General features: G+C 31.9%; 23 protein-coding genes and 2 pseudogenes. 16 read left to right on the top strand and 9 right to left on the bottom strand.

All coding sequences use genetic code 11. The features are described from left to right. Positions 1-8: 8 nt before the first annotated feature. The 4 genes from NSS74_RS10870 (at position 9) to NSS74_RS10855 (ending at position 3,299) form a co-directional block, all read left to right on the top strand. Positions 9-1,439: a PQQ-dependent sugar dehydrogenase gene (locus NSS74_RS10870; RefSeq protein WP_149190555.1), complete on the top strand. Its 1,431-nt coding sequence runs from the start codon at positions 9-11 to the stop codon at positions 1,437-1,439. Between the two features lie 197 nt (positions 1,440-1,636). After that, complete coding sequence (locus NSS74_RS10865; protein WP_149190556.1) at positions 1,637-2,209, top strand: hypothetical protein; 573 nt, start codon at positions 1,637-1,639, stop codon at positions 2,207-2,209. Between the two features lie 68 nt (positions 2,210-2,277). Further along, positions 2,278-2,841, top strand: coding sequence for a GNAT family N-acetyltransferase (locus tag NSS74_RS10860; protein ID WP_149190557.1), 564 nt, complete (start codon positions 2,278-2,280; stop codon positions 2,839-2,841). 77 nt (positions 2,842-2,918) lie between these two features. Continuing rightward, a complete protein-coding gene (locus NSS74_RS10855; RefSeq protein ID WP_002013261.1) occupies positions 2,919-3,299 on the top strand; it encodes a nucleotide excision repair endonuclease in 381 nt (126 codons plus the stop codon). Between the two features lie 47 nt (positions 3,300-3,346). On the opposite strand, the gene NSS74_RS10850 is transcribed toward NSS74_RS10855, so the two are convergent. Next, a complete protein-coding gene (locus tag NSS74_RS10850) occupies positions 3,347-3,553 on the bottom strand; it encodes a hypothetical protein (RefSeq protein WP_002141925.1) in 207 nt (68 codons plus the stop codon). Between the two features lie 132 nt (positions 3,554-3,685). Here NSS74_RS10850 and NSS74_RS10845 point away from each other — a divergent pair, with 132 nt between their 5' ends. The 5 genes from NSS74_RS10845 (at position 3,686) to NSS74_RS10825 (ending at position 7,453) form a co-directional block, all read left to right on the top strand. Continuing rightward, entirely contained in the window at positions 3,686-4,465 is a 780-nt protein-coding gene (locus NSS74_RS10845; RefSeq protein ID WP_002085334.1) for an undecaprenyl-diphosphate phosphatase, read from the top strand. Positions 4,466-4,536: 71 nt separating this feature from the next. Then, positions 4,537-5,859 (top strand): hypothetical protein, encoded by a 1,323-nt coding sequence (locus tag NSS74_RS10840; RefSeq protein ID WP_061690164.1) that lies wholly within the window; start codon positions 4,537-4,539, stop codon positions 5,857-5,859. Positions 5,860-5,922: 63 nt separating this feature from the next. Beyond that, complete coding sequence (locus NSS74_RS10835; protein ID WP_061690163.1) at positions 5,923-6,444, top strand: GNAT family N-acetyltransferase; 522 nt, start codon at positions 5,923-5,925, stop codon at positions 6,442-6,444. Between the two features lie 23 nt (positions 6,445-6,467). Beyond that, positions 6,468-6,989 (top strand): YfiT family bacillithiol transferase, encoded by a 522-nt coding sequence (locus tag NSS74_RS10830; RefSeq protein ID WP_002085329.1) that lies wholly within the window; start codon positions 6,468-6,470, stop codon positions 6,987-6,989. Continuing rightward, positions 6,929-7,453: a GNAT family N-acetyltransferase gene (locus NSS74_RS10825; protein ID WP_149190558.1), complete on the top strand. Its 525-nt coding sequence runs from the start codon at positions 6,929-6,931 to the stop codon at positions 7,451-7,453. The genes NSS74_RS10830 and NSS74_RS10825 overlap by 61 nt, the downstream gene beginning before the upstream one ends. 121 nt (positions 7,454-7,574) lie before the next feature. Here the strand turns inward: NSS74_RS10825 and NSS74_RS10820 are convergent, their stop codons facing one another. Next, positions 7,575-7,952, bottom strand: coding sequence for a PH domain-containing protein (locus tag NSS74_RS10820; protein WP_002032364.1), 378 nt, complete (start codon positions 7,950-7,952; stop codon positions 7,575-7,577). Between the two features lie 179 nt (positions 7,953-8,131). On the opposite strand from NSS74_RS10820, the gene NSS74_RS10815 reads away from it, so the two are divergent. The 6 genes from NSS74_RS10815 (at position 8,132) to NSS74_RS10790 (ending at position 12,607) form a co-directional block, all read left to right on the top strand. Next, positions 8,132-8,983 carry a patatin-like phospholipase family protein gene (locus NSS74_RS10815; RefSeq protein WP_002013252.1) on the top strand — a complete coding sequence of 284 codons (852 nt, stop codon included), beginning with the start codon at positions 8,132-8,134 and terminating at the stop codon, positions 8,981-8,983. Positions 8,984-8,995: 12 nt separating this feature from the next. After that, positions 8,996-9,367 (top strand): YxiJ-like family protein, encoded by a 372-nt coding sequence (locus NSS74_RS10810; protein WP_002127599.1) that lies wholly within the window; start codon positions 8,996-8,998, stop codon positions 9,365-9,367. 270 nt (positions 9,368-9,637) lie between these two features. Further along, positions 9,638-10,000: a hypothetical protein gene (locus NSS74_RS10805; RefSeq protein WP_002127600.1), complete on the top strand. Its 363-nt coding sequence runs from the start codon at positions 9,638-9,640 to the stop codon at positions 9,998-10,000. Between the two features lie 87 nt (positions 10,001-10,087). Continuing rightward, positions 10,088-11,284, top strand: a complete 1,197-nt coding sequence (locus tag NSS74_RS10800) for an alpha/beta hydrolase-fold protein (RefSeq protein ID WP_078214374.1) — start codon at positions 10,088-10,090, stop codon at positions 11,282-11,284. Between the two features lie 21 nt (positions 11,285-11,305). Continuing rightward, positions 11,306-11,713 (top strand): DnaJ family domain-containing protein, encoded by a 408-nt coding sequence (locus tag NSS74_RS10795; RefSeq protein WP_149190559.1) that lies wholly within the window; start codon positions 11,306-11,308, stop codon positions 11,711-11,713. A 78-nt stretch (positions 11,714-11,791) separates the two neighbouring features. Further along, a complete protein-coding gene (locus NSS74_RS10790; protein ID WP_002032372.1) occupies positions 11,792-12,607 on the top strand; it encodes a YwqG family protein in 816 nt (271 codons plus the stop codon). 710 nt (positions 12,608-13,317) lie between these two features. On the opposite strand, the gene NSS74_RS10785 is transcribed toward NSS74_RS10790, so the two are convergent. Together NSS74_RS10785 and NSS74_RS10780 are read right to left on the bottom strand one after the other, a co-directional pair. Then, positions 13,318-13,713 (bottom strand): RidA family protein, encoded by a 396-nt coding sequence (locus NSS74_RS10785; RefSeq protein WP_002013241.1) that lies wholly within the window; start codon positions 13,711-13,713, stop codon positions 13,318-13,320. A 140-nt stretch (positions 13,714-13,853) separates the two neighbouring features. Continuing rightward, on the bottom strand, positions 13,854-14,726 hold the full coding sequence (locus tag NSS74_RS10780; RefSeq protein ID WP_002013239.1) for a hypothetical protein: 873 nt from the start codon (positions 14,724-14,726) through the stop codon (positions 13,854-13,856). A 501-nt stretch (positions 14,727-15,227) separates the two neighbouring features. Here NSS74_RS10780 and NSS74_RS10775 point away from each other — a divergent pair. Then, positions 15,228-16,102, top strand: a pseudogene (locus NSS74_RS10775) (MBL fold metallo-hydrolase). A 59-nt stretch (positions 16,103-16,161) separates the two neighbouring features. Here the strand turns inward: NSS74_RS10775 and NSS74_RS10770 are convergent. The 5 genes and pseudogenes from NSS74_RS10770 to NSS74_RS10750 form a co-directional block, all read right to left on the bottom strand. Further along, a complete protein-coding gene (locus NSS74_RS10770) occupies positions 16,162-16,407 on the bottom strand; it encodes a hypothetical protein (RefSeq protein ID WP_002141949.1) in 246 nt (81 codons plus the stop codon). Positions 16,408-16,446: 39 nt separating this feature from the next. After that, positions 16,447-16,944 (bottom strand): annotated as a pseudogene (locus tag NSS74_RS10765) (NUDIX hydrolase). A 22-nt stretch (positions 16,945-16,966) separates the two neighbouring features. Then, complete coding sequence (dnaN, locus tag NSS74_RS10760) at positions 16,967-18,097, bottom strand: DNA polymerase III subunit beta (RefSeq protein WP_340813533.1); 1,131 nt, start codon at positions 18,095-18,097, stop codon at positions 16,967-16,969. Positions 18,098-18,127: 30 nt separating this feature from the next. Further along, positions 18,128-18,571: an NUDIX hydrolase gene (locus tag NSS74_RS10755; RefSeq protein WP_159146723.1), complete on the bottom strand. Its 444-nt coding sequence runs from the start codon at positions 18,569-18,571 to the stop codon at positions 18,128-18,130. 184 nt (positions 18,572-18,755) lie between these two features. Next, positions 18,756-19,157, bottom strand: coding sequence for a GNAT family N-acetyltransferase (locus NSS74_RS10750; RefSeq protein ID WP_159146724.1), 402 nt, complete (start codon positions 19,155-19,157; stop codon positions 18,756-18,758). Positions 19,158-19,336 lie beyond the last annotated feature (179 nt).

Here is a 19,336-nt window from a genome sequence, read left to right as displayed (position 1 = left end):
AAAGTAAGTTGACAAAAGTTAAGGTTAGTTTACGACCCATTGCAAGTAAGTTCAATTTACCTACTGTTTTGAAAACAACTATACTACCAGGTGACTCAATTGAAAGGTTATTTATTGCAACCCAGGTAGGAGAAATCTTTTACATAGGAGACGGAGTTATAAGGACTTTTTTAGATATTCGCCCGCGAATTATCAAATTAGGCACGTTTGAAGAAGGTGTCTCTAGTAGCGGTTATGATGAACGCGGATTGCTAGGACTAGCGTTTCATCCACAATTTTATCAAAACGGTTTATTTTACCTTCATTATTCAGTAGCTGGCACTCAAGGTCCGGGTGCCCTTTCTGAACCTTTTAAACCTAATCCGTGTGATCCGAAAACTTTAAACTTAAAGTGGGTAAATAGAGATACTCAATATGATCATATTGATACGGTTGAGGAATGGATTTTACAATCACATAGTCAACCTCAAAAACGACGGACATTACTTAACATAAGAAGGCCCTTTTTTAATCATAACGGAGTCAATAGTTTAAACTTTTCACCTGAGAGTGGAAAACTTGTTTTTACAAATGGAGATGGTGGATCGGGTTATGATCCATTTAATTTAAGCCAGGATGATTTAGAAATAGCGGGCAAAATAATTGAAATTGATGTAAGTAAAAATACATTCATAAATAACCCTCCAGTAGTTACACGCTTTAATGAGTTTCCTTTATCTATACAAGAAACACTTACAGTAATTGCGAAAGGAGTTCGGAATATAACAGGTATTTCATTTCAAAGGTTTTATAATCAATATATCAAATATGCTGGAAATGTCGGGCAGGATATTGTAGAGTCTATTTTTTCGTTTGTTCATTATAAACCCATACCGGTTACCGAACTTGTTCAAACGCATTTAATGAGATCCACTCCCAATCAAGATGGATTTATTAATTTTGGTTGGCGAGGATGGGAAGGAGAATTTCCTACTTCTTTTATAAGGCACTGTTCTGAGAATCCTACTTTGGATGAGAGAACAATGGCTTATTATAATGAAACAATAGAAACATCAGTGAGGCGCATACAGCCCCTAATTAGTTATTTTCATAAAGATTCCAGAGCAGATAAGTTTGGAGGAACCTCACTTACAGGAGTACAACCATATATGGGAACTACAATTCCTAGTTTAACTGGTAGTATCGTGTTTACTGATCTTGCTAAGAAAGAAGAATTTCAATCTCCAGTAAAGGGAGTGTTAGCTTTTACTAGAGCAGCTCTAGACGGGAAACGTAATGATTTTCATGTTATTGAAACCACTTATGATTTTGGGACTCAAGCAGCTTATTATGTTAGTTTAGGAACAAACTTAGATCAAACTAGATTATATTTAGGAGTTTATGGTTCTATGAAAGTAACTGAATTTAACAAAGGTACTATTTTTGAAATTGTTCCATGATACGGTATAAACTCTTAGTCTAAAAATATATGGAATTCATACTTTTTCAAACGCACGACTTAGCGCCTCTTAAAAAAACTTCTATGGATAAACATCTATTGTATAGTGATTCCTAACAAGCAGAAAGTAAAACATAACCAATAAGTATTTGAATAAAAATAGAAAGTGGTGAATTAAGTCTCTTTAGGGGGAATTTTATGAATCGCTTTAGAAGCTATTGGTATCAATGGATGATAGAGCAGGATGCGAATTTTGTTCATAAAAGAAAGGTGACGCCTGCAAGTAGGTTAGTCATTACAGCATTACTCGGTTCATTTGCTGCTATTTTTCAATCTGCGGGGAACTTAATCCCTGGAATAGGGTTATTTATTAGTCCTTTCGCGACGTTACCGATTTTTCTAGCTATTTGTTATTCTATTCGTGAGGGAGTACTCTCTTATATTCTTACTATTTTCCTATTATTCATTATTGAGCCAAGTGAACTAATTGTCTTTCCCTTTACTACAGGATTATTAGGTATAGCGTTAGGAGTATCCTTTTTACAATTCAAGAGGAGGATTTGGGTAATTTCCTTTTCAGCGATATGTCTACTTATAGGAATTATGATCATTCTCGATATCTTCCGTTTTCCTGTACTTGGTCCTACTATTCATACGACTATGGATATAAAAGTTATTACATTAATATTTATACTGAGTTTTCTATACTGCTGGATCTATGCAGAGCTGTGTAGAATAATAATGAATAGATTATATAAAGTATGGTCTTAACAATTGTATAAAATCTTTTTGAACGAATACACTTTCTCATATATTTTCAAAGATTGGAGATGTAAGCCATGTATAACGTTGAAATTAGAAGGCCGAATTCGGATGATATAGATGAACTATACTTGTTTTTCCGTATAGTTATTACGAATACATATAAAAATGAGGGGTTATCCCAATTATTAGATGACATAGAAAATGAAATTAACACGAAAAAGCAATATTTGAAAAATGATTTTGATAGTAATGGAGAAAGTCGTTACTTTTTATTAGCAATAGATACAAGTAACGATAAAATCATTGGAACGATTGAAATCGGTCCAGCAAGTACATTGATTAATAGTTGTACAGACGGTGTACTTAAGGATTTGTATGAAATAGGAACTGTATTTATACTTTCGGAGTATCAAAGAAAAGGTATAGGGAGTTTACTACTAAATACAATGTATCTTACATTACTTAGCAGAGGAATAACCGAATGCTGTTTAGATAGTGGATACAAAAAAGCACAAAGTATATGGACAAAAAAGTTTGGAAAACCTAGTTATATGCTGAAGGATTATTGGGGCGAATCAAACGATCATATGATTTGGAGAAAAAGTTTACATGATATACCTATAATATTTGAATTATAAAATGAAATATCTCTCTTAACATAGCTTTTCTTACATACTTATGCTATTATTTATCTTTATAATAAAAGAGGACGTGAATGAACTTGATTAAAATTAATATTCCTGAAGCTGATGTTTCAATTACTGAACGTAACCAAGTTATTAAAGGAGACGAGCCATTAATTACTCCAATTAACGGTTTTATCGATTTCCACTTGTTCCCTAGAGATAAAGGCGGCATTTTTATGTTTTACAATATTAATGACGAACTTCTTTTCGTAGGTAAAGCTCGTAAAATTAGACAACGTATTAAAAAGCATTTTGAAGATAATGTTTCACCAATCAAAAATAATCGTGATGAAGTATACCGTATCGATGCATGTATCGTAGAAGATCCAACTGAAAGAGAAATTTACGAAACATACATCATTAATAAGTACAAAGCGAAATATAACGTTGATAAAGTGTTTTATAAATAAGTAAAAAAACAATCCTAGCACATATACTAGGATTGTTTTTTTGTGTTTCATTCTTCATTTCTTTCTCCTTTTTTAAAATGATTAGCAGCAATTAAACAGAAAAGCCCTATAAATAAAGTTATTATTCCAAGCGTTTTATGTTTCCCTTCAAAAAAAGGAATATCCGAAATAACATTTGTCATACATAACCCAATAAACACAAGGATAGGTCCTGCCCAAAGTAATATATTGCCGAATTTTGTATGTTGCCACATAGTAACCCTCCTCACTCCTTTTTACATATATATCCATAAAATGAAAGTAAATTCATAGAGAAAAATAGTTTTTTTCATATCGAAAATTGAACCTTCATATATTGGTACAAGCAAACGAGAAAGGGGACCATCATGAATTGGTTAGAAGCTTTTATATTAGGGATAATACAAGGTTTAACAGAGTTTTTGCCGATTAGTAGTACAGGACATCTTTATTTAGGAAGGCATTTGTTTCAATTAGATGAAGCTGGATTGTTTTTAGATACGATGCTGCATATCGGGACTTTGCTTGCAGTGTTTATTTATTACAAAAAAGAATTTATATACTTAATTAAAAATCCATTTTCAAAACTAATGTTATTGCTTATTGTTGGGACGATACCTGCAGTTGTAATCGGATTGTTATTTAAAGACTTCTTTGAAGATATTTCAAAAACAGGTATTACGATTGGATGGGAGTTTTTAGTGACAGGTTTCTTTCTCTACATGGCCGATAAACAAAAAAACGGTCGTAAAAAAATGGATGACATTACATATAAAGATGCATTTATCATCGGTTCATTTCAAGCGGCTGCTATTTTCCCAGCAATTTCTCGCTCTGGTATGACAATCGTCGCTGCTTTATGGAGAAAACTAGACCGTGAAACAGCAGCATACTTTTCGTTTTTATTATCTACGCCAGCAATAGTCGGAGCAATCATCTTGCAATTTGCAGATGTTTATCAAGGGAAAGCAGAATCTATTTCTAGTACATCTTTAATTGTCGGCACGTTATCAGCAGCGTTTTTTGGTTACATAGCTGTTTCATGGATGATTCAATATTTAAAACGTCACTCCTTAAAAGTATTCGCGTATTACGTATGGGGATTAGGTATTTTAATTTTAACGTTGCAATTTACTCATGTGTTTTAATTTAGTAATTCTTCGTTTAGATCCTGTTTCATTCATACAAGGCAGGATCTTTTTTCATTAAGGGGGTAAATATGTTTAATAAGGCTATCGTTATTGGCGGAAGTATAGCAGGAAAACTCGCAGCAAAAGCATTATCAACTTTTTTTAAAGAAGTAATCATTATAGAAGTCGGCGAAAGATGGGATGGAAAAGCTTTGAGAAAAAGAGTTTCACAAAGTAATCATCCTCATGTGTTATTAAAAGGTGGAGAAAATGCAATCGAGGAATTGTTTCCTACTATTACTAATGAATTAATAGAAGCAGGCAGCATCGTAAATAACTTTACTCGTGATATAAAATGGCATCAATTTGGTTTATGGAAACAACCATTCATAGGAGAAGTGCATATGATTCAACAAAGTAGGCTTTTGCTTGAATGGCATATCCAAAAAAGAATGGATCAAATTTCAAATGTAATCATTAAATTTGGAACATTGGTTGAAGGGTTATTAGTAGATGGAAAGCTTAACAAAGTATGTGGAGTAAAAGCTAAATGTTTAGAGACTGGCACGCAAGAAGAAATTCAAGCAGATATTGTTGTTGATGCGAGTGGATTCGGTTCAAAAAGTATAGCGTGGTTACGTGAATACAATATCGAAGTGCAAGAAGAGAAAGTGCGTATCGATTTATTCTACGCAACTAAAATGTTTAAACTCAAAGAAAATGAGAAATTAGACTGCTGTAATATGCTAATGTCTCCAAGTTTCCCGGACAATCCGTATGGTGTACTTATTCAAACGATTGAGGATAATCGTTATTTTGTTACTTTCAGCGGATACGCAAATGAGAAAGCACCACAAACAGATGATGAGTTTTATGATTTCGCTGAAAATCTATCAATCCCTAACGTGACAGATTTTCTAAACAAAGCGGAGGCAATTTCAGATATCAAAACGTACAAAATTCCTTATCAAGTACGTCGGCGATTTGATTTAGTTAATCATTTACCAGAAGGCTTGTTAGTAGTCGGAGATGCACAATGTCGTTTTGATCCCGTTTTCGGGCAAGGAGTTTCAGTTGCGGCTATGGAAGCTCACCAATTGCAGTTGCTTTTACAACGGAGACAAAGGCTTGATAAAGCATTTACACAGCAGTTTTATAAAGAAACTGCTAATATCATACAAACTCCTTGGGAAATGACTACAACGGAAATATCACGTCATCCTCAGCTAAAAAGAAAATTAACGATAAAGCAAAAATTTCAGCTATGGTATACGAAACAAATATATCAACTATCTGCAAGTGACTCTGACGTTTATATTCGATTAGTAAGAGTGATGAATTTAATTCGTAGTCCATTTCACCTATTTCATCCGAAAGTGCTACTCGCTGTATTACTGATGCGAAAGAAATAGCAGGAAAATTATCGGTTAAAAAAGAATGTATAACAGTTAGTAAATCAAGAAGGGGTAAACTGGATGAAAATATACATAGAACAATTAAAGAATCAAGACGCTGAAGATTTATTTAACTTTGAACTAACGAACAAATCATTTTTTGAAACAATGGTACCAAGTCGTGGCTCTAATTATTACGTGTATGAATACTTTCAAAAGCAACTTGACGAACTATTAAAAGAACAAACTGAGGGGATTTCTTATTTTCATCTCATACGTAATACAGAAAAAGAAATTGTAGGACGTATCAATTTAGTTGATGTAGATAAGGAAAAACGAATTGGGTCGTTAGGCTACCGAGTTGGAGAGAAGTTTACTAAAAAAGGAGTTGCAGCAGCATCTGTAAAATTGATTTTGGCTCAAGCAAGAGTCTATGAAATTAATGAAATACATGCTATGACAACAACAAATAACATAGCTTCACAAATTGTATTAGAAAAGAACGGATTTTCTCGTGAAAAGGAAGCGGAGACAACTACTGTAGATTTAAACGGGGAAAACGTAAATTTCGTACATTATATTTGGAGGACTACTAAGGGTTAAAAATAATAGGGAGGGACATGTACATGAAGGATTTACGTTATCCAATAGGTCAATTTACTTACGTAGGAACTATTACAGAAGAAATAATTGATAAATGGATTCAAGAAATAGAGGATTTACCTAATGAACTAGCAAGAGCGATAAAAGATTTAGATCAGAAGCAGTTAGATACACCGTATCGCGTCGGTGGATGGACTGTTCGCCAAGTTGTTCATCATGTTGTTGATAGTCATATGAATAGCTACATACGCTTTAAATTAGCAATGACAGAAAAGAATCCAACTATTAAACCGTACAAAGAAGAAAAATGGGCAGAGCTACCTGACTCGAAATTACCAGTAGATGTTTCACTTGTAATGCTAGATTCATTACATAAAAGATGGGTTAACTTATTATATTCTTTAGAACCGGCAGATTTAGAAAAGACATTTAATCATCCTGAATCAGGAGAAACAAAACTTGCTGCTGCAATTGGACTATATGCATGGCACGGTCGTCATCATACAGCTCATATTACTTCTTTAAGAGAGCGTTTAAATTGGTAACATTAGAGAAGGCGACAGAAATTGATGCAGAGATTATATTTCAAATGCAAGTAGAATCATTTAGTTCATTATTAGAAAAGTATAAGGACTATGAAACAAGTCCGGCAAATGAACGTATTGAAAGAACGATTTCAAGAATAAATAATCTGGACGGTGGATTTTATAAAATTTTCGTAAATACGAATCTTGTCGGCGCGATATGTATATCACGTAAAGAAGAGGCATCTAAATTTTGGATAAGCCCGATGTTTATTATTCCAAACTATCAAGGGAACGGAATTGCTCAAAAAGTATTAATTTTAATCGAGGAGATGTTTCCGGAAATAACGACTTGGGAGCTTGCTACAATTTTAGAGGAAGAACGAAATTGTTTTCTATACGAAAAGATGGGATATATAAGAGCGGAATTTAAAAAGAAATTAAATGATAAAGCAACTTTAATTTATTATACAAAAGAAAGGTAAAGCACATTTTAAATGCTTTACCTTTTTATATTATTTTAGATTAAATATACAAAAATAATGCATATTCTTCCAAAATACTCGGGTTAGTAATTTCGATAATGAATAAACATACGGAAAGGCGTTATTTCGTCGTATATGTTACTAACGCTTTTTGAATGCTTAAAACACTATCGTCACCTTTAAATTCTTTCGTAATTGGTGTACTCAAACTAGATACCCATATTTTAAGTTCTGCATCTAAATCAAAATGCCCAGCTGTTTCAATGCTAAATTGTGTAATGCTTTTATAAGGAATAGAATGATACTCTGTTTTTTTACCTGATATCCCTTGTTTATCAACTAAAATAAGACGACGATTTGTAAATACGATTAAATCACGAATTAATTTATAAGCATGCTCAACTTTTTCATCATCTAGCATAATCTTTTCTAAATCACGTTCAACGCTTTCTGTACTCGCACTTGATGCATTTCCTAAAATACCACTAAATAAACCCATATGAAATTCCTCCTTTATAATATGTGGAATGAGTTTCTTATATTGTACCATGCGAATGACTAATAGATTATGACATTGCTTCAATAGTTTTTTGTTATTATTGCAACTAATTTATATAACCTCATCCTAAAATCTTGTGCTAACATATAATTAAGAAAAAAGAAGTAGAGGGATATAGCATGAAAAATATCGGTTTAGTATTAGAAGGCGGCGGAATGAAAGGATTATATACTGCAGGAGTACTCGAATATTTTATGGAAAGGGACTTATTCTTTCCGTATGTAGTCGGTGTATCCGCCGGAGCGTGTATGGGAGCAACATATTTGTCACGTCAAAAAGGAAGAAATAAAAAAGTGAATACAGAGCTAGTAGCAGATCACAGGTATATATCTTATCGAAACTTAATTCAAAAACGTGAATTATTTGGAATGGATTTTTTATTTGATGAAGTACCAAACAAAATTGTACCGTTTGATTTTCAAACATTCCTAAATTCAAATGAACAGTTTGTAATCGGAACGACTGATTGTGAATCAGGACAGGCAGTTTATTATAATAAAACAGAACATGGAAATGATATTTTAAAAATTATTCGTGCATCAAGCTCTGTGCCGTTTATAGCACCTGCTGTAGAATATGATAATCGAAAATTGTTAGATGGAGGGATTATAGATCCTATTCCAGTTTTTAAAGCGCAAAATGATGGTTATTTAAAAAACGTTGTTATAATGACAAAGCCAGAAGGATACGAGAAGCAGCGTAATAAATTTTCTGGACTAGCTAAAATTTTATATAGAAGATATCCAAAAATCGCAGAGCATTTAGTAGAACATTATCGTTTTTATAATGAAACTGTATCTTATATGAATCACAACGAACAAAAAGATAATTTTTATGTAATTCAGCCAAGCGCACAGCTTCCTATAAGCGGAATAGAAAGAAATAAAGAGAAACTTGTTAACCTATATAATCTCGGCTATACAGATGCTCAATATCATTATGAAAAATTATTAAATTGGATAGAGAAATAAAGGGGTGGAAAGTTGCTATTAGGTAAAAAGGTTATTTTTAATGAATTGCAGAAAATGCATAGTCCGCTGCTTAAACCGTTTCCGAATTGTGACCTTCGAAAAATACGAAAAGATTTTAATAATATGTTTACAGAAGATGATTGCATAAGCGCTGATTTAAATTATTATTGGATGCATACAGCAGGTACTTTAAGTTACATACTTAATAACAACGAAAAGGAGATTGTGTTTGATCAAATAAAGTGGCTAAAGAAATCGTTTTTTGAATGGTTTCCGCAATATCGTTTTATAGAAACAGAAATTGTGAAGTACCCCATTTTGTATAGAGATTTCATGAATTATGAGAAGGCCCGGAAACTATTACTGTATTATCTTACTGAATAAAAATAAAAACGTACAAGTTATGCTGCTTGTGCGTTTTTTTGTTCATAAAAAATACAATTTTAATACCTTGTTTATATAGGGATTCTAATACGAAGAAAGAAGTACATATAGAATGATGTAAAGGAGGGAGAGGCGTTTAGATACCGTTTTCCTTTAATCCATTATCCAATTCGAATATAGTTAGTTATTTATGATAAAATATTTCGAGTGAAATCAAGTACTTATTATATCCAGTATTAAATAAGTTAAGCCAGGAGGAACAATAGTAACATGGAAAACGTGTCAAATATAGATAAATTGGAATCAATAAAATCTTTACAATCGACAATTCGTAAACTTGAAAATGCTTTTTCACAGATGACTCAAAAGGGAGCAAATACTACCTTAGTGAAAAAAAGGCTTAAAGCCGTTTGTATAGGGCTAGCAGTGTTAGAGAACGTGTGGAATCAAGAAAGTCATCGGTATAGCCAAGAAGAGTTAGCAGAAGCTCGTAATATCCTTGCTGGTTTGCTTCCATCAATTGAGAGAGCCTATGATAAGTCTAAGGCTGGTAGTCCTCAAAGAACACTTTTAGAAAGAAGAATAAAAGCGTTGGAACTTTCTATTCAGGCAATTGATAAACCTTCTAAATAAATAACTCATCTAAATACATAACATACTAATCCTAAATTTTATAAAAGCAATCTAGTGAAAAGAAAGAAATACAAAGGAGGCAGATGGGTGACTTCAATAATTAGTCCTAAGTTAGAGGAGCTTAATAATCAATTAAAAAAAGGAAACGAGAAAGCAATTTATACTTTTTTGCATGAAATAAAGTCAAATAATACGCCACTAATAGAACAATGTCCTGTAGAAAATCAGTATAAGCTTATAACGTATATATGGTTAGGGGATCAAAAAACTGAAAACGTTTATGTATTCGGTAGTTTTCCTGGTTGGGATCTGTCTGTAAATCAACTACAACGGTTGTTACAGACAGATATTTGGTATGTAACGTTTAGGACGGATGAGAGTTTTATTTCAACGTACTATTTTTCAGTAAACGATTTTTTCGAAAATGATTGGATAAAGCGCAGTGAAAAGTACCAACTAGATCGATTTAATAAAAATACATTTGGAGAAGATGCCAATAAAGCGTCTGTGTTAAACATAGGAATGGAAGTACAGTATAGCAGTCGTTTTCCTTCAGATCATTATCCATCTGGAAAAATTGAAACATATTCTTTTCATAGTACGATTTTAAATGACACACGTAAAATTTATATTTATACGCCTCATGACTATTCTCACACTTCACATCTTCAAGAACTTCTCATTGTGTTTGATGGGAATTCATTCATTAATAACCTTTCAATCGCAAGAACACTCAATTATTTAATATACGAAAAAGAAATCCCATCTTGTATTGCTGTTGCAATAGAACCCGTTGATCGACTAGAAGAGCTAACTTATAACGATAAAATGAATACATTTTTAACGGAGGAACTACTTCCATGGATTCAAGCTAGGTATCACGTATATCAAGAAAAGAATCATACAACAATTGCTGGTTTCAGTCTTGGTGGCTTAGCAGCTTTTTATGCAGCGCTTCAAAATCCACATGTTTTCGGAAACGTGTTGTCAATGTCTGGATCCGTGCATTGGAAAAAGGATGGTTATGAAAATCAAATTCCTTGGATTGAAAATCAAATTTCATCTATAGATTCTAATACGAGTCAACCTCATTTTTACATAGCAGCAGGAGAACTTGAAAACAAACCTCTTTTAACGGCTAATAGACGCCTGTATAAAGCTTTAAAAGAAAAAGGATACCAAATTACTTATGAAGAGTTTCAAGGCGGTCATGACGGTGTTTGGTGGCGAGAAAAGTTATTTGATGGGTTGAAAGCATTAAAATATACAAAAACCACACTATAAAATAAAAAGGAGAGAGAATCTATGAATCAAGATGAGCTAGATAAAAAACTTAAAAAACAAGAAATTTTAGTTAAAGATGAAAAAGTTTGGTCGTTCACGTATGAAGATCATATTAGCTCTATCGTTAAACAGGCAGAAAAGACAGGAGCGTTTAATGATTTACCTGGGAAAGGGAAACCTCTTAATCTTGATAAAGATCTTTCGTATAATCCTGACAAGCAACTTTATAGAACTTTGAAAAATAATCATGTTTTGCCTAGGTGGATTGAACTTTCAAAGGAAATTGATGATTTAAAAGAAAGGCTAAAAGAAACTACAAATACTGCAGAAGCAGCGGATTTAATTCGAACTATTAATAAAAAGGTTTTAGAACATAATTTACTTTGTCCACCAAGTGCGCAAAAAACTAGGGTGAAAACGGATATTTAACGATTTTCAATGAAGTTATCTTTTGCTATATAATTAAGTAAGGCATTTTCAATTCATTATTAAGGGGAGGCAAATGTAATGAAGAATACGTATCAACTTCAAATTCCGAAAGAACTAGAGCAGTATCGTAGTATTTTAGAAGAAAGTGTGAAACCGTATATTAAAGTGTCTGGAACGCAAGCAGAAACAACTCTTTTTGAAAGTAAGTTTGGTGGCTATCCGTATGTACCTATAGATCAAGAGCATCCTAAAGATTCAAATGGACAACCTATGATGTTACTTGCGCAGCTAAACTTTGAAGAAATGCCGCATGTTGAATATATGCCTCAAAAGGGTATGCTACAGTTTTTCGTAAGTGCTGAAGATGAGCTTTACGGAGCAGATTTTGATCATCCAACAATCCAAAAAGACTTTCGAATTATTTATCATTCTACAATTATAGAAGATTTAAATAAGGTTATTACTGATTTTAGTTATTTAAACACTTCAGAATTAGAGGACTTTATCATACCTGAAGCAGCGAAATTAAAGTTTGAATTGGGTTATCAACCCGTAACATCAAGGGATTATCGATTTGAAAAGATGTTTAGTGAGGAAATTGATTGGGAAGAAATTGTTGATGAAGAAAATAATACAGAATTAGGCGAACTGTATGACGATTTATGTAAAGATCAAGGGCATAAAATTGGTGGTTATCCATTTTTCACACAGACAGATCCAAGGGAATGGGAAGAAAAATACCAGCAACATGATATATTATTGCTGCAAATCGATACAGATGATTCATTAAATATTATGTGGGGAGATTCTGGTGTTGCTAATTTCTTTATAAAGAAAGATGATTTATTAAATCTAGATTTTTCCAATGTTATTTACAATTGGGATTGTTACTAAAAATAGATAAATGGATTACTAGCTAGCAAAAGAAATCTTCCTGAAGGTGAGGAGGATTTTTTTACGTTAAAAATAAACGTTATGTTAACTAGAATGAAGAATACAATGAAAGTCAAGCGTAAATAAAAGAAATAACAACAAAAATATAAAATAATAAAACATATGTAATTAGCAATAAATCTATAAAGCAAAACATAAAATGAAATTTATCATTTGTATAGAAAAATTTATTTCGCATAAAAAAATTCCGTGCTAATCAAAATTATTTTTGACTCGTTAAACGATAATTAATCGATTAAGATTTGCTGTGATTAATTTATAGCAAAATAAACGATAAAAACTGTAGAAATTCATTTAGATAAGATTTTATGTGAATCTCATTAAAAATCCCTGTTTCGTCTCATTAAGTATAGTTTACTTGGTTTTTGATACAGATAAACACTTACTCTATACAACTTCGTATAATATATATTATGTTAACTAGTAAAAAGTAATAAACTTATTATATGTTAGCTATCGTTGTTAGGCTCCCCTTTTTAATTGGGTTCATAATGTGTTGTAGATTGTTTGGTTATTTGTTTTTTAAGTTATTTATGTTGTGTTATTGATAAGAATGTCTCCGTGTATAATTTATATTTTAGTTAATAAAAAACGCAATTCGTTTAAAGTGAACTAATTGCGTTGATATGTTTAAGAATAAGTTTTTAAAATTAGTTTGCTACAGCAATTGCTTCGATTTCAATTAATAAGTTATCGTTAATTAACTTTCTAACTTCTACAGCTGAACTTGCTGGTGGATTCTTAGTATCAATGTATTGATCTCGAACATCTCTAACAATGGCCATTTGAGAAATATCTGTTAAGAAAAATGTTAATTTTACTACATTATTAAAATTTAATTCTGAAGCTTCTAATGCTACTTTAATATTTTCAAATACTTGGCGTGTTTGTGTACCTAAATCTTCATTCCCGACTATATGACCATCAGCATTAATCGCTACTTGTCCAGATATGTAAATTGTTCGTTTAGCGTTACTAACTTCAACTACATGTGAGTATCCAAAAGTTGCTGGCATAGTTTCCGGATTGATAAATTTCTTTTGCATGGCTCTTCTCTCCTTTTAATATCTTATTTTCTTTATATTAGGTTTTGATTTCGGATTATCCTCTATTTACTAATTATTGTCTATACATCATTCAGCTGCTACATATGCAAAAGTATATTAGTCACTTTAATTTAAAGTTTTTAATAGATTATGTACGTTTGATTTTTTTGAGCGCTTGTTATAATTACGCCTTTTTGTATTAATTCTTCAGTTACTTTTGTATAGAAAAAGTGATACCACCAAATAAAAAATTCTTCGTAAGTTATTTCTTTTGAGTATCTGCTGCTTGCAAAGTATTCTTTTAAAGGCTTTTCATTTTCTTTACATAATAAAATCAAATCTTCACTGATCGTGTTCGCGATTTCGTTAAGTATAGATAAATCTACGGCTGTAAACACTGGGATAATTTGAACTTCTCCTAAATCTAAATACGTATTACCATACATTCCAAAGGACTCTTTGTCTGTTTGTTCTTGTTCTAGAATTGCATAATAATATCTTTTATTGTTTCTCAAAGGCCGTTCTGTTTCTAAATAGTTTTCTTCAATGTTAATTATTTGTCCAAAATCTAATAACACACCACTATATAGTAAAAGACAATACGATTCTTTAGATAAATGATTAAATGTCTCGATTCTTTTGGACATAGCATCAATTTGATTAGAATACTTTTCAATTATGTTAAGTGCAGTTTTAATTAGAGGCTCACATAGGTTATACAGTTTTTCTCCTTCATTAGCTGTTATAACCATACATGTTGGATAGTAACTCCCTTCTGTCTCATTCAATAAACCTTCTAGTTCTAATGCGTGCATTTGTTTTTCGAATTCCTCGTTAGTCCAATTTAGCTTCGTTTTTATAGTATTTGATTCTATGCCCAGATGGAGCATTACAAGTAAATATTGAAGGTTTGTTCCGCTTATTTTTAGAGTTGGATAATTGTCACCTGATGAAATCATTTTTGTCTCATAAGTTGTTTTAAGTATTTTCTCCGGAGAATAATTAGCAAGCATTTTAAACTCCCTTCTTTTTTAGTAATTTAATTGTAAAATCTATGTATTTACTATGTTCTATAAATAAAAATAAGTATCCTTTAATGATTTTAAATAAAAAACCTTAGTATAGCTATGTTGATACCTATACTAAGGTTATCTAGAATTCTATATTTAGTTATTGCTATTTGATAGTTTACATTTTGACTTCTTTTTTCTTTCCTCAAGCATTTATAGACTCTCCTTCCTTTGGATAATTAGTTACCTACCTGCTTCTATAACATATAACGAAACGTACGTTCTTTGTTGTTTATGAGAAAGAATTTACTTAAACAAAACAATTTACAAATACATAATATTAGTTTTAGCTGCTGCTAAATGAATTCTATTTTATATAATAATAAATTTGAAGAATTTATGAAATATACTGCATTAAAGATGAAAGGTAAAATGATATAGTTTACACTAATAACAGCTAGAATAACAACATACGTATATTGTTAAACGTAAAAAGGAGAACTAATGAAAAAGAAATATATGAATCAAATTCCGACTGATGTAAGTTTTAATCCGAAAGATATTATCGGTTTAATGACTGATTACTTTAAAATGAAAACAAAGCTACGTCCTATAAAAGACTTACCTATCGTTTTACCGAATAAAGATAATGGGTCTTTAGAGAGTGTTACATGGTTTGGTCACTCTGCTTCTCTTTTGGAAATAGAAGGTAAAAAGCTGTTGTTAGATCCTATGTTTGGCGATGCCTCTTCCCCGTTCCCTGTTTTTAATAGTAAACGCTATAGTGGTGCTTTTTCTTTAGAACGTGAAGATTTCAAGGAAATTGATGCGATTATCATTTCTCATAATCACTATGACCATTTAATTCACCTAGTAAAATTAGTGAGCATAATTGGTGGGATGAAATTACGTTTGATAATATTAAGTTAGTTTGTGCACCTGCAAGGCATTTCTCTGGACGAAGTATGACAGATAGAGATTGTTCGTTATGGTGTTCATGGCTTATTCTTGGTCAAGAAACTAAAGTCTTCTTTAGTGGTGATAGCGGTTATGCTCCTCACTTTAAAGAAATTGGTGAGAAATATGGTCCATTCGATCTTACTTTAATGGAATGCGGGCAGTACGATACGAGATGGTCTGCAATTCATATGTTGCCAGAAGAAACAGTACAAGCTCATATTGACGTTAAAGGAGAATTGCTCGTTCCTATTCATTGGGGTGCTTTTACGTTAGCATTACATGAATGGAGTGATCCTATTGAACGTGTTACGAAAGAAGCAAATCGTTTAGGGGTTAATATTGCAACGCCACAAATCGGTGAAGTTATTGCGTTACAATCTAAAGATTATCCTACGGCTGCTTGGTGGCGAGAAGTGTAAGTATAATAAAAAAGCGAACCAATTTAATATTGATGGTTCGCTTTTTATTCATTTATGACTCATCTATTAAAATTCTTTGTTTTATCTACTGGAATTGCATTTTTCATCTTTTCTGTTGTCCAATATCCTGTGGGGTCTTCTATATCGTTTGAATCTTGAATAGCAGATGGGATACCGGGGGCTTTTTTCACTTGAGTAAGAGTATCTTTTTCGCTAGAGGTTGCCAATGCTAAGTAAATAATTAAGGGTATTATAATAGTAACACTAGTTATATATATCCAAAATAAGTGATTTCCTTTTTTCATGAGCTCCTCCTTCTATTACATACTAATCTCCCCTAATTACTACTTTACTATGCTGGTCTGTTTAGCTAATTCTTTATTCTCATACTCTACTAATTTATGATTTGATAAAACGCAAGAGTGCTCTAATATTAATTCATTATAAAGTACTTCAGTTAAAAATTTTGGTATCATCTCTCCTACGCCGTAATTATAGTCACTTAGAATCCAAGATACCTCTTTCCAATCTAGAATTCCTTCTGAGACTTTTTTTGGAGTGTGATATGTAAATTCATTAAGTAGCTTTACTAAATAGACATACATGCCAGCAGAATATGAGGAATCCTCCCATTTAATAATGCCTTTAAATTGAATTTGATTTTGTTCAACATCTATATTTGTTTCTTCTTTTATTTCACGAATTGCATTTTCTAACGGTGTTTCTCCTTTTTATATCTTCCCTCCTACACCGTTCCATAATCCTTTTACAGGATCATATTCTCTATTTAGCATAAGTATTTCTTCATTTCTTTTTATAAAACATAAAGTGTGCTTGTATATAATTTAATTCCTTCCTTTGTTCTCAATAAGTTCTAACAGGTGATATTAAATATACTGCTGCAGATTGTTCACCTGCTTCAATTAATATCGGTCTCATGGAACCGCCAAAACTTAAAGTAACTCTATCTTCTTTTATTGCTTTTAAAGTATCGACCATATATCGTCCATCGAAAGATATATTTAATTGCTTTTCGCCGTGAATAGCATCTATTTGTTGTGTCTCGGATATTTTACCAATCTGAGAAGCGTTAGAAGAGATTTGTATTGTGAATTCGTCGATGATTTCTAAGTTAACGTTGTTGTTTGCCCATTCACTAGCCAATAAACTTGACCGATCTACACCTTGTAAAATCTTTTTTCTATCTATATTAATAACCGTTTGGGATTCATTTGGAATTAGGCCGGATATATTAGGATATTTTCCTTCAATAAGCCTTGAATACAACGTAATTGTACTGAATTTAAAAGTAATGTGACTCTCTGAAAGATATATGTATACTAAATTTGAATTACTGTTCATTAATTTTAGTAGTTCACTAATAGTGGAACTTGGTACAATGCAATTTAATTTCGCATGTGAAGAAATGGGTATTTCACGTAAAGCCAGTCTGTGCGAATCAGTAGCAGCACAAATTAATTTGTTATGATCAATAACGAAATGTACGCCAGTAAGAACTGGTCTAGATTCATTTTTAGCAGTTGCAAAGACAGTTTGTTTGAATACCTCAATCAGCTGTTCCGTTTCTACTTGTATTTCTGTATGTGCGTCTAAAAATGGTACATTAGGAAATTCATTTGCCGAGAGTCCATTTAAGTTTAAAGTAATTTCATCTGATTGAATTGTAATCAACTGCTCATTCATACTTTTTATTAAAATCTCACTTGGCATTTTCTTAATAATTTCAATGAAATACTTTGCTGGTACAACAATACTTCCTGCTTTTAAAATAGTTGTAATTTGTTCGTCTTCAATTGAAATAGGTATAAATTTTTCAATGAAAATATTCGAATTACTTGCGATTAAAGTAATTCCAGATTGATCTGCTGTTATCTTTATTCCGGATAATATAGGAATTAAAGTTTTTGTTGAGATAGCTTTACTTACTTCTGAAAGAGCTTGTGTAAATTGTTTGTGATTAACGATAAACTCCATTTTTCCCCCGCCTTAAATTAAATACTATCTTTATGAAGATTGATGAATAATAGTTCCATTAAAAATATAAGGAACTGTTTCTTTCTTTTGTAAAAGGCTTTTTAAGTGTTCTGGTATACGTAAATAAGGTTCTGCTGAATTTAATTCCATCCAGGTAATCTCCTCAATCTCTTTTGGCCGTGATATACAGATTTCCCCTCCGGTTATTTCTCCTAAAAAATTAAAGAAGATTGCATGATGTCCTCTCTCCTCAAAAAAGGCTTCACTAATGGAACAAACCCCTTTTACGGATATGTCTAGCCCTGTTTCTTCTTTCACTTCACGAATTACTGCCTCTTCTAACGTTTCCCCGAATTTAACTGCTCCACCTGGTAAAGTGTAATAAGAACCATTTTCCCCTTTGTTTTTAACCATTAATAGCTTTTCATGAGTTTCATCATATAGAAGTGCGTATGTAACATTTACTTTTTTCATATGTAACCCCCTTGAATGGTGAAAATTTTCTGTCTTTATTTCATTCTATCATTAAATTGTTTTGATTCATAAAAAGTAATTTGAGTAAATAACTAATACGAAACGATATCGTGTTAATAGACACACAAAAGAAAAGAGCATATTTTGAAAAAGATTAATCATAATACACTCTTTAATGATTCATTTATAACCTTTTTTCTAAATAGTAATGATTATGCCCTTTAGGATAATCTTCACTTACCCCTATCACTTTATATCCATGCTTCTTATAAAAATTGGGGGCTTGGAAACTAAAAGTATTTAAGTTGATTAGCCTACATTCTTTTTTAATTGTAAATTCTTCTTTGTTACCGTATCCTTCGTATCTATATTCTTCAGAAACCCATAGGAAGTCAACATATACATGATGCCAGAATGTTATTGCTGTTATCCCTCCTACTATTTCTTCTTTTGCATTTTTTACTATAAAACTAATCTTTTCTGAAGGTGTTTTTTCTTCATTTGAAAGTTGTTTTTGGTTATATTCAATTACTTTTTCTCTTATGTAATCACTATCTTCTTGTACCCATTGCTTTACTATTTGCATTTTAACTATCACGCCCCTTTACATTATTTATTCAATTTAATAATCGGAATTTCCTATCTTCTTTAATGTTAGTTATGTAGTAAGTACAGGGACAAAATTAGATTTTTTGAATGGCATCCATTGTTTATACATTATGCTGTAATGAAAAAGAGCCCTAGCATAAGGACTCTTTCTTAGCA

This window comes from Bacillus sp. FSL E2-8868, from assembly GCF_038005505.1.
Classification (GTDB): Bacteria; Bacillota; Bacilli; order Bacillales; family Bacillaceae_G; genus Bacillus_A; species Bacillus_A mycoides.
The sequence above is the reverse complement of the archived record's forward strand: the minus strand, read 5'-3'. Positions and strand labels throughout refer to the sequence as shown.

Coding starts and splice junctions, on each gene's coding strand:
- NSS74_RS10850 (WP_002141925.1), bottom strand. CDS start 3,553: ATGTGGCAACATACAAAATTCGGCAATATATTACTTTGGGCAGGACCT.
- NSS74_RS10755 (WP_159146723.1), bottom strand. CDS start 18,571: ATGAAAAAAGTAAATGTTACATACGCACTTCTATATGATGAAACTCAT.
- NSS74_RS10865 (WP_149190556.1), top strand. CDS start 1,637: ATGAATCGCTTTAGAAGCTATTGGTATCAATGGATGATAGAGCAGGAT.
- NSS74_RS10845 (WP_002085334.1), top strand. CDS start 3,686: ATGAATTGGTTAGAAGCTTTTATATTAGGGATAATACAAGGTTTAACA.
- NSS74_RS10780 (WP_002013239.1), bottom strand. CDS start 14,726: ATGCTTGCTAATTATTCTCCGGAGAAAATACTTAAAACAACTTATGAG.
- NSS74_RS10860 (WP_149190557.1), top strand. CDS start 2,278: ATGTATAACGTTGAAATTAGAAGGCCGAATTCGGATGATATAGATGAA.
- NSS74_RS10820 (WP_002032364.1), bottom strand. CDS start 7,952: ATGGGTTTATTTAGTGGTATTTTAGGAAATGCATCAAGTGCGAGTACA.
- NSS74_RS10830 (WP_002085329.1), top strand. CDS start 6,468: ATGAAGGATTTACGTTATCCAATAGGTCAATTTACTTACGTAGGAACT.
- NSS74_RS10790 (WP_002032372.1), top strand. CDS start 11,792: ATGAAGAATACGTATCAACTTCAAATTCCGAAAGAACTAGAGCAGTAT.
- NSS74_RS10750 (WP_159146724.1), bottom strand. CDS start 19,157: ATGCAAATAGTAAAGCAATGGGTACAAGAAGATAGTGATTACATAAGA.
- NSS74_RS10815 (WP_002013252.1), top strand. CDS start 8,132: ATGAAAAATATCGGTTTAGTATTAGAAGGCGGCGGAATGAAAGGATTA.
- NSS74_RS10770 (WP_002141949.1), bottom strand. CDS start 16,407: ATGAAAAAAGGAAATCACTTATTTTGGATATATATAACTAGTGTTACT.
- NSS74_RS10855 (WP_002013261.1), top strand. CDS start 2,919: ATGAACTTGATTAAAATTAATATTCCTGAAGCTGATGTTTCAATTACT.
- dnaN (WP_340813533.1), bottom strand. CDS start 18,097: ATGGAGTTTATCGTTAATCACAAACAATTTACACAAGCTCTTTCAGAA.
- NSS74_RS10840 (WP_061690164.1), top strand. CDS start 4,537: ATGTTTAATAAGGCTATCGTTATTGGCGGAAGTATAGCAGGAAAACTC.
- NSS74_RS10785 (WP_002013241.1), bottom strand. CDS start 13,713: ATGCAAAAGAAATTTATCAATCCGGAAACTATGCCAGCAACTTTTGGA.
- NSS74_RS10795 (WP_149190559.1), top strand. CDS start 11,306: ATGAATCAAGATGAGCTAGATAAAAAACTTAAAAAACAAGAAATTTTA.
- NSS74_RS10805 (WP_002127600.1), top strand. CDS start 9,638: ATGGAAAACGTGTCAAATATAGATAAATTGGAATCAATAAAATCTTTA.
- NSS74_RS10825 (WP_149190558.1), top strand. CDS start 6,929: ATGGCACGGTCGTCATCATACAGCTCATATTACTTCTTTAAGAGAGCG.
- NSS74_RS10835 (WP_061690163.1), top strand. CDS start 5,923: ATGAAAATATACATAGAACAATTAAAGAATCAAGACGCTGAAGATTTA.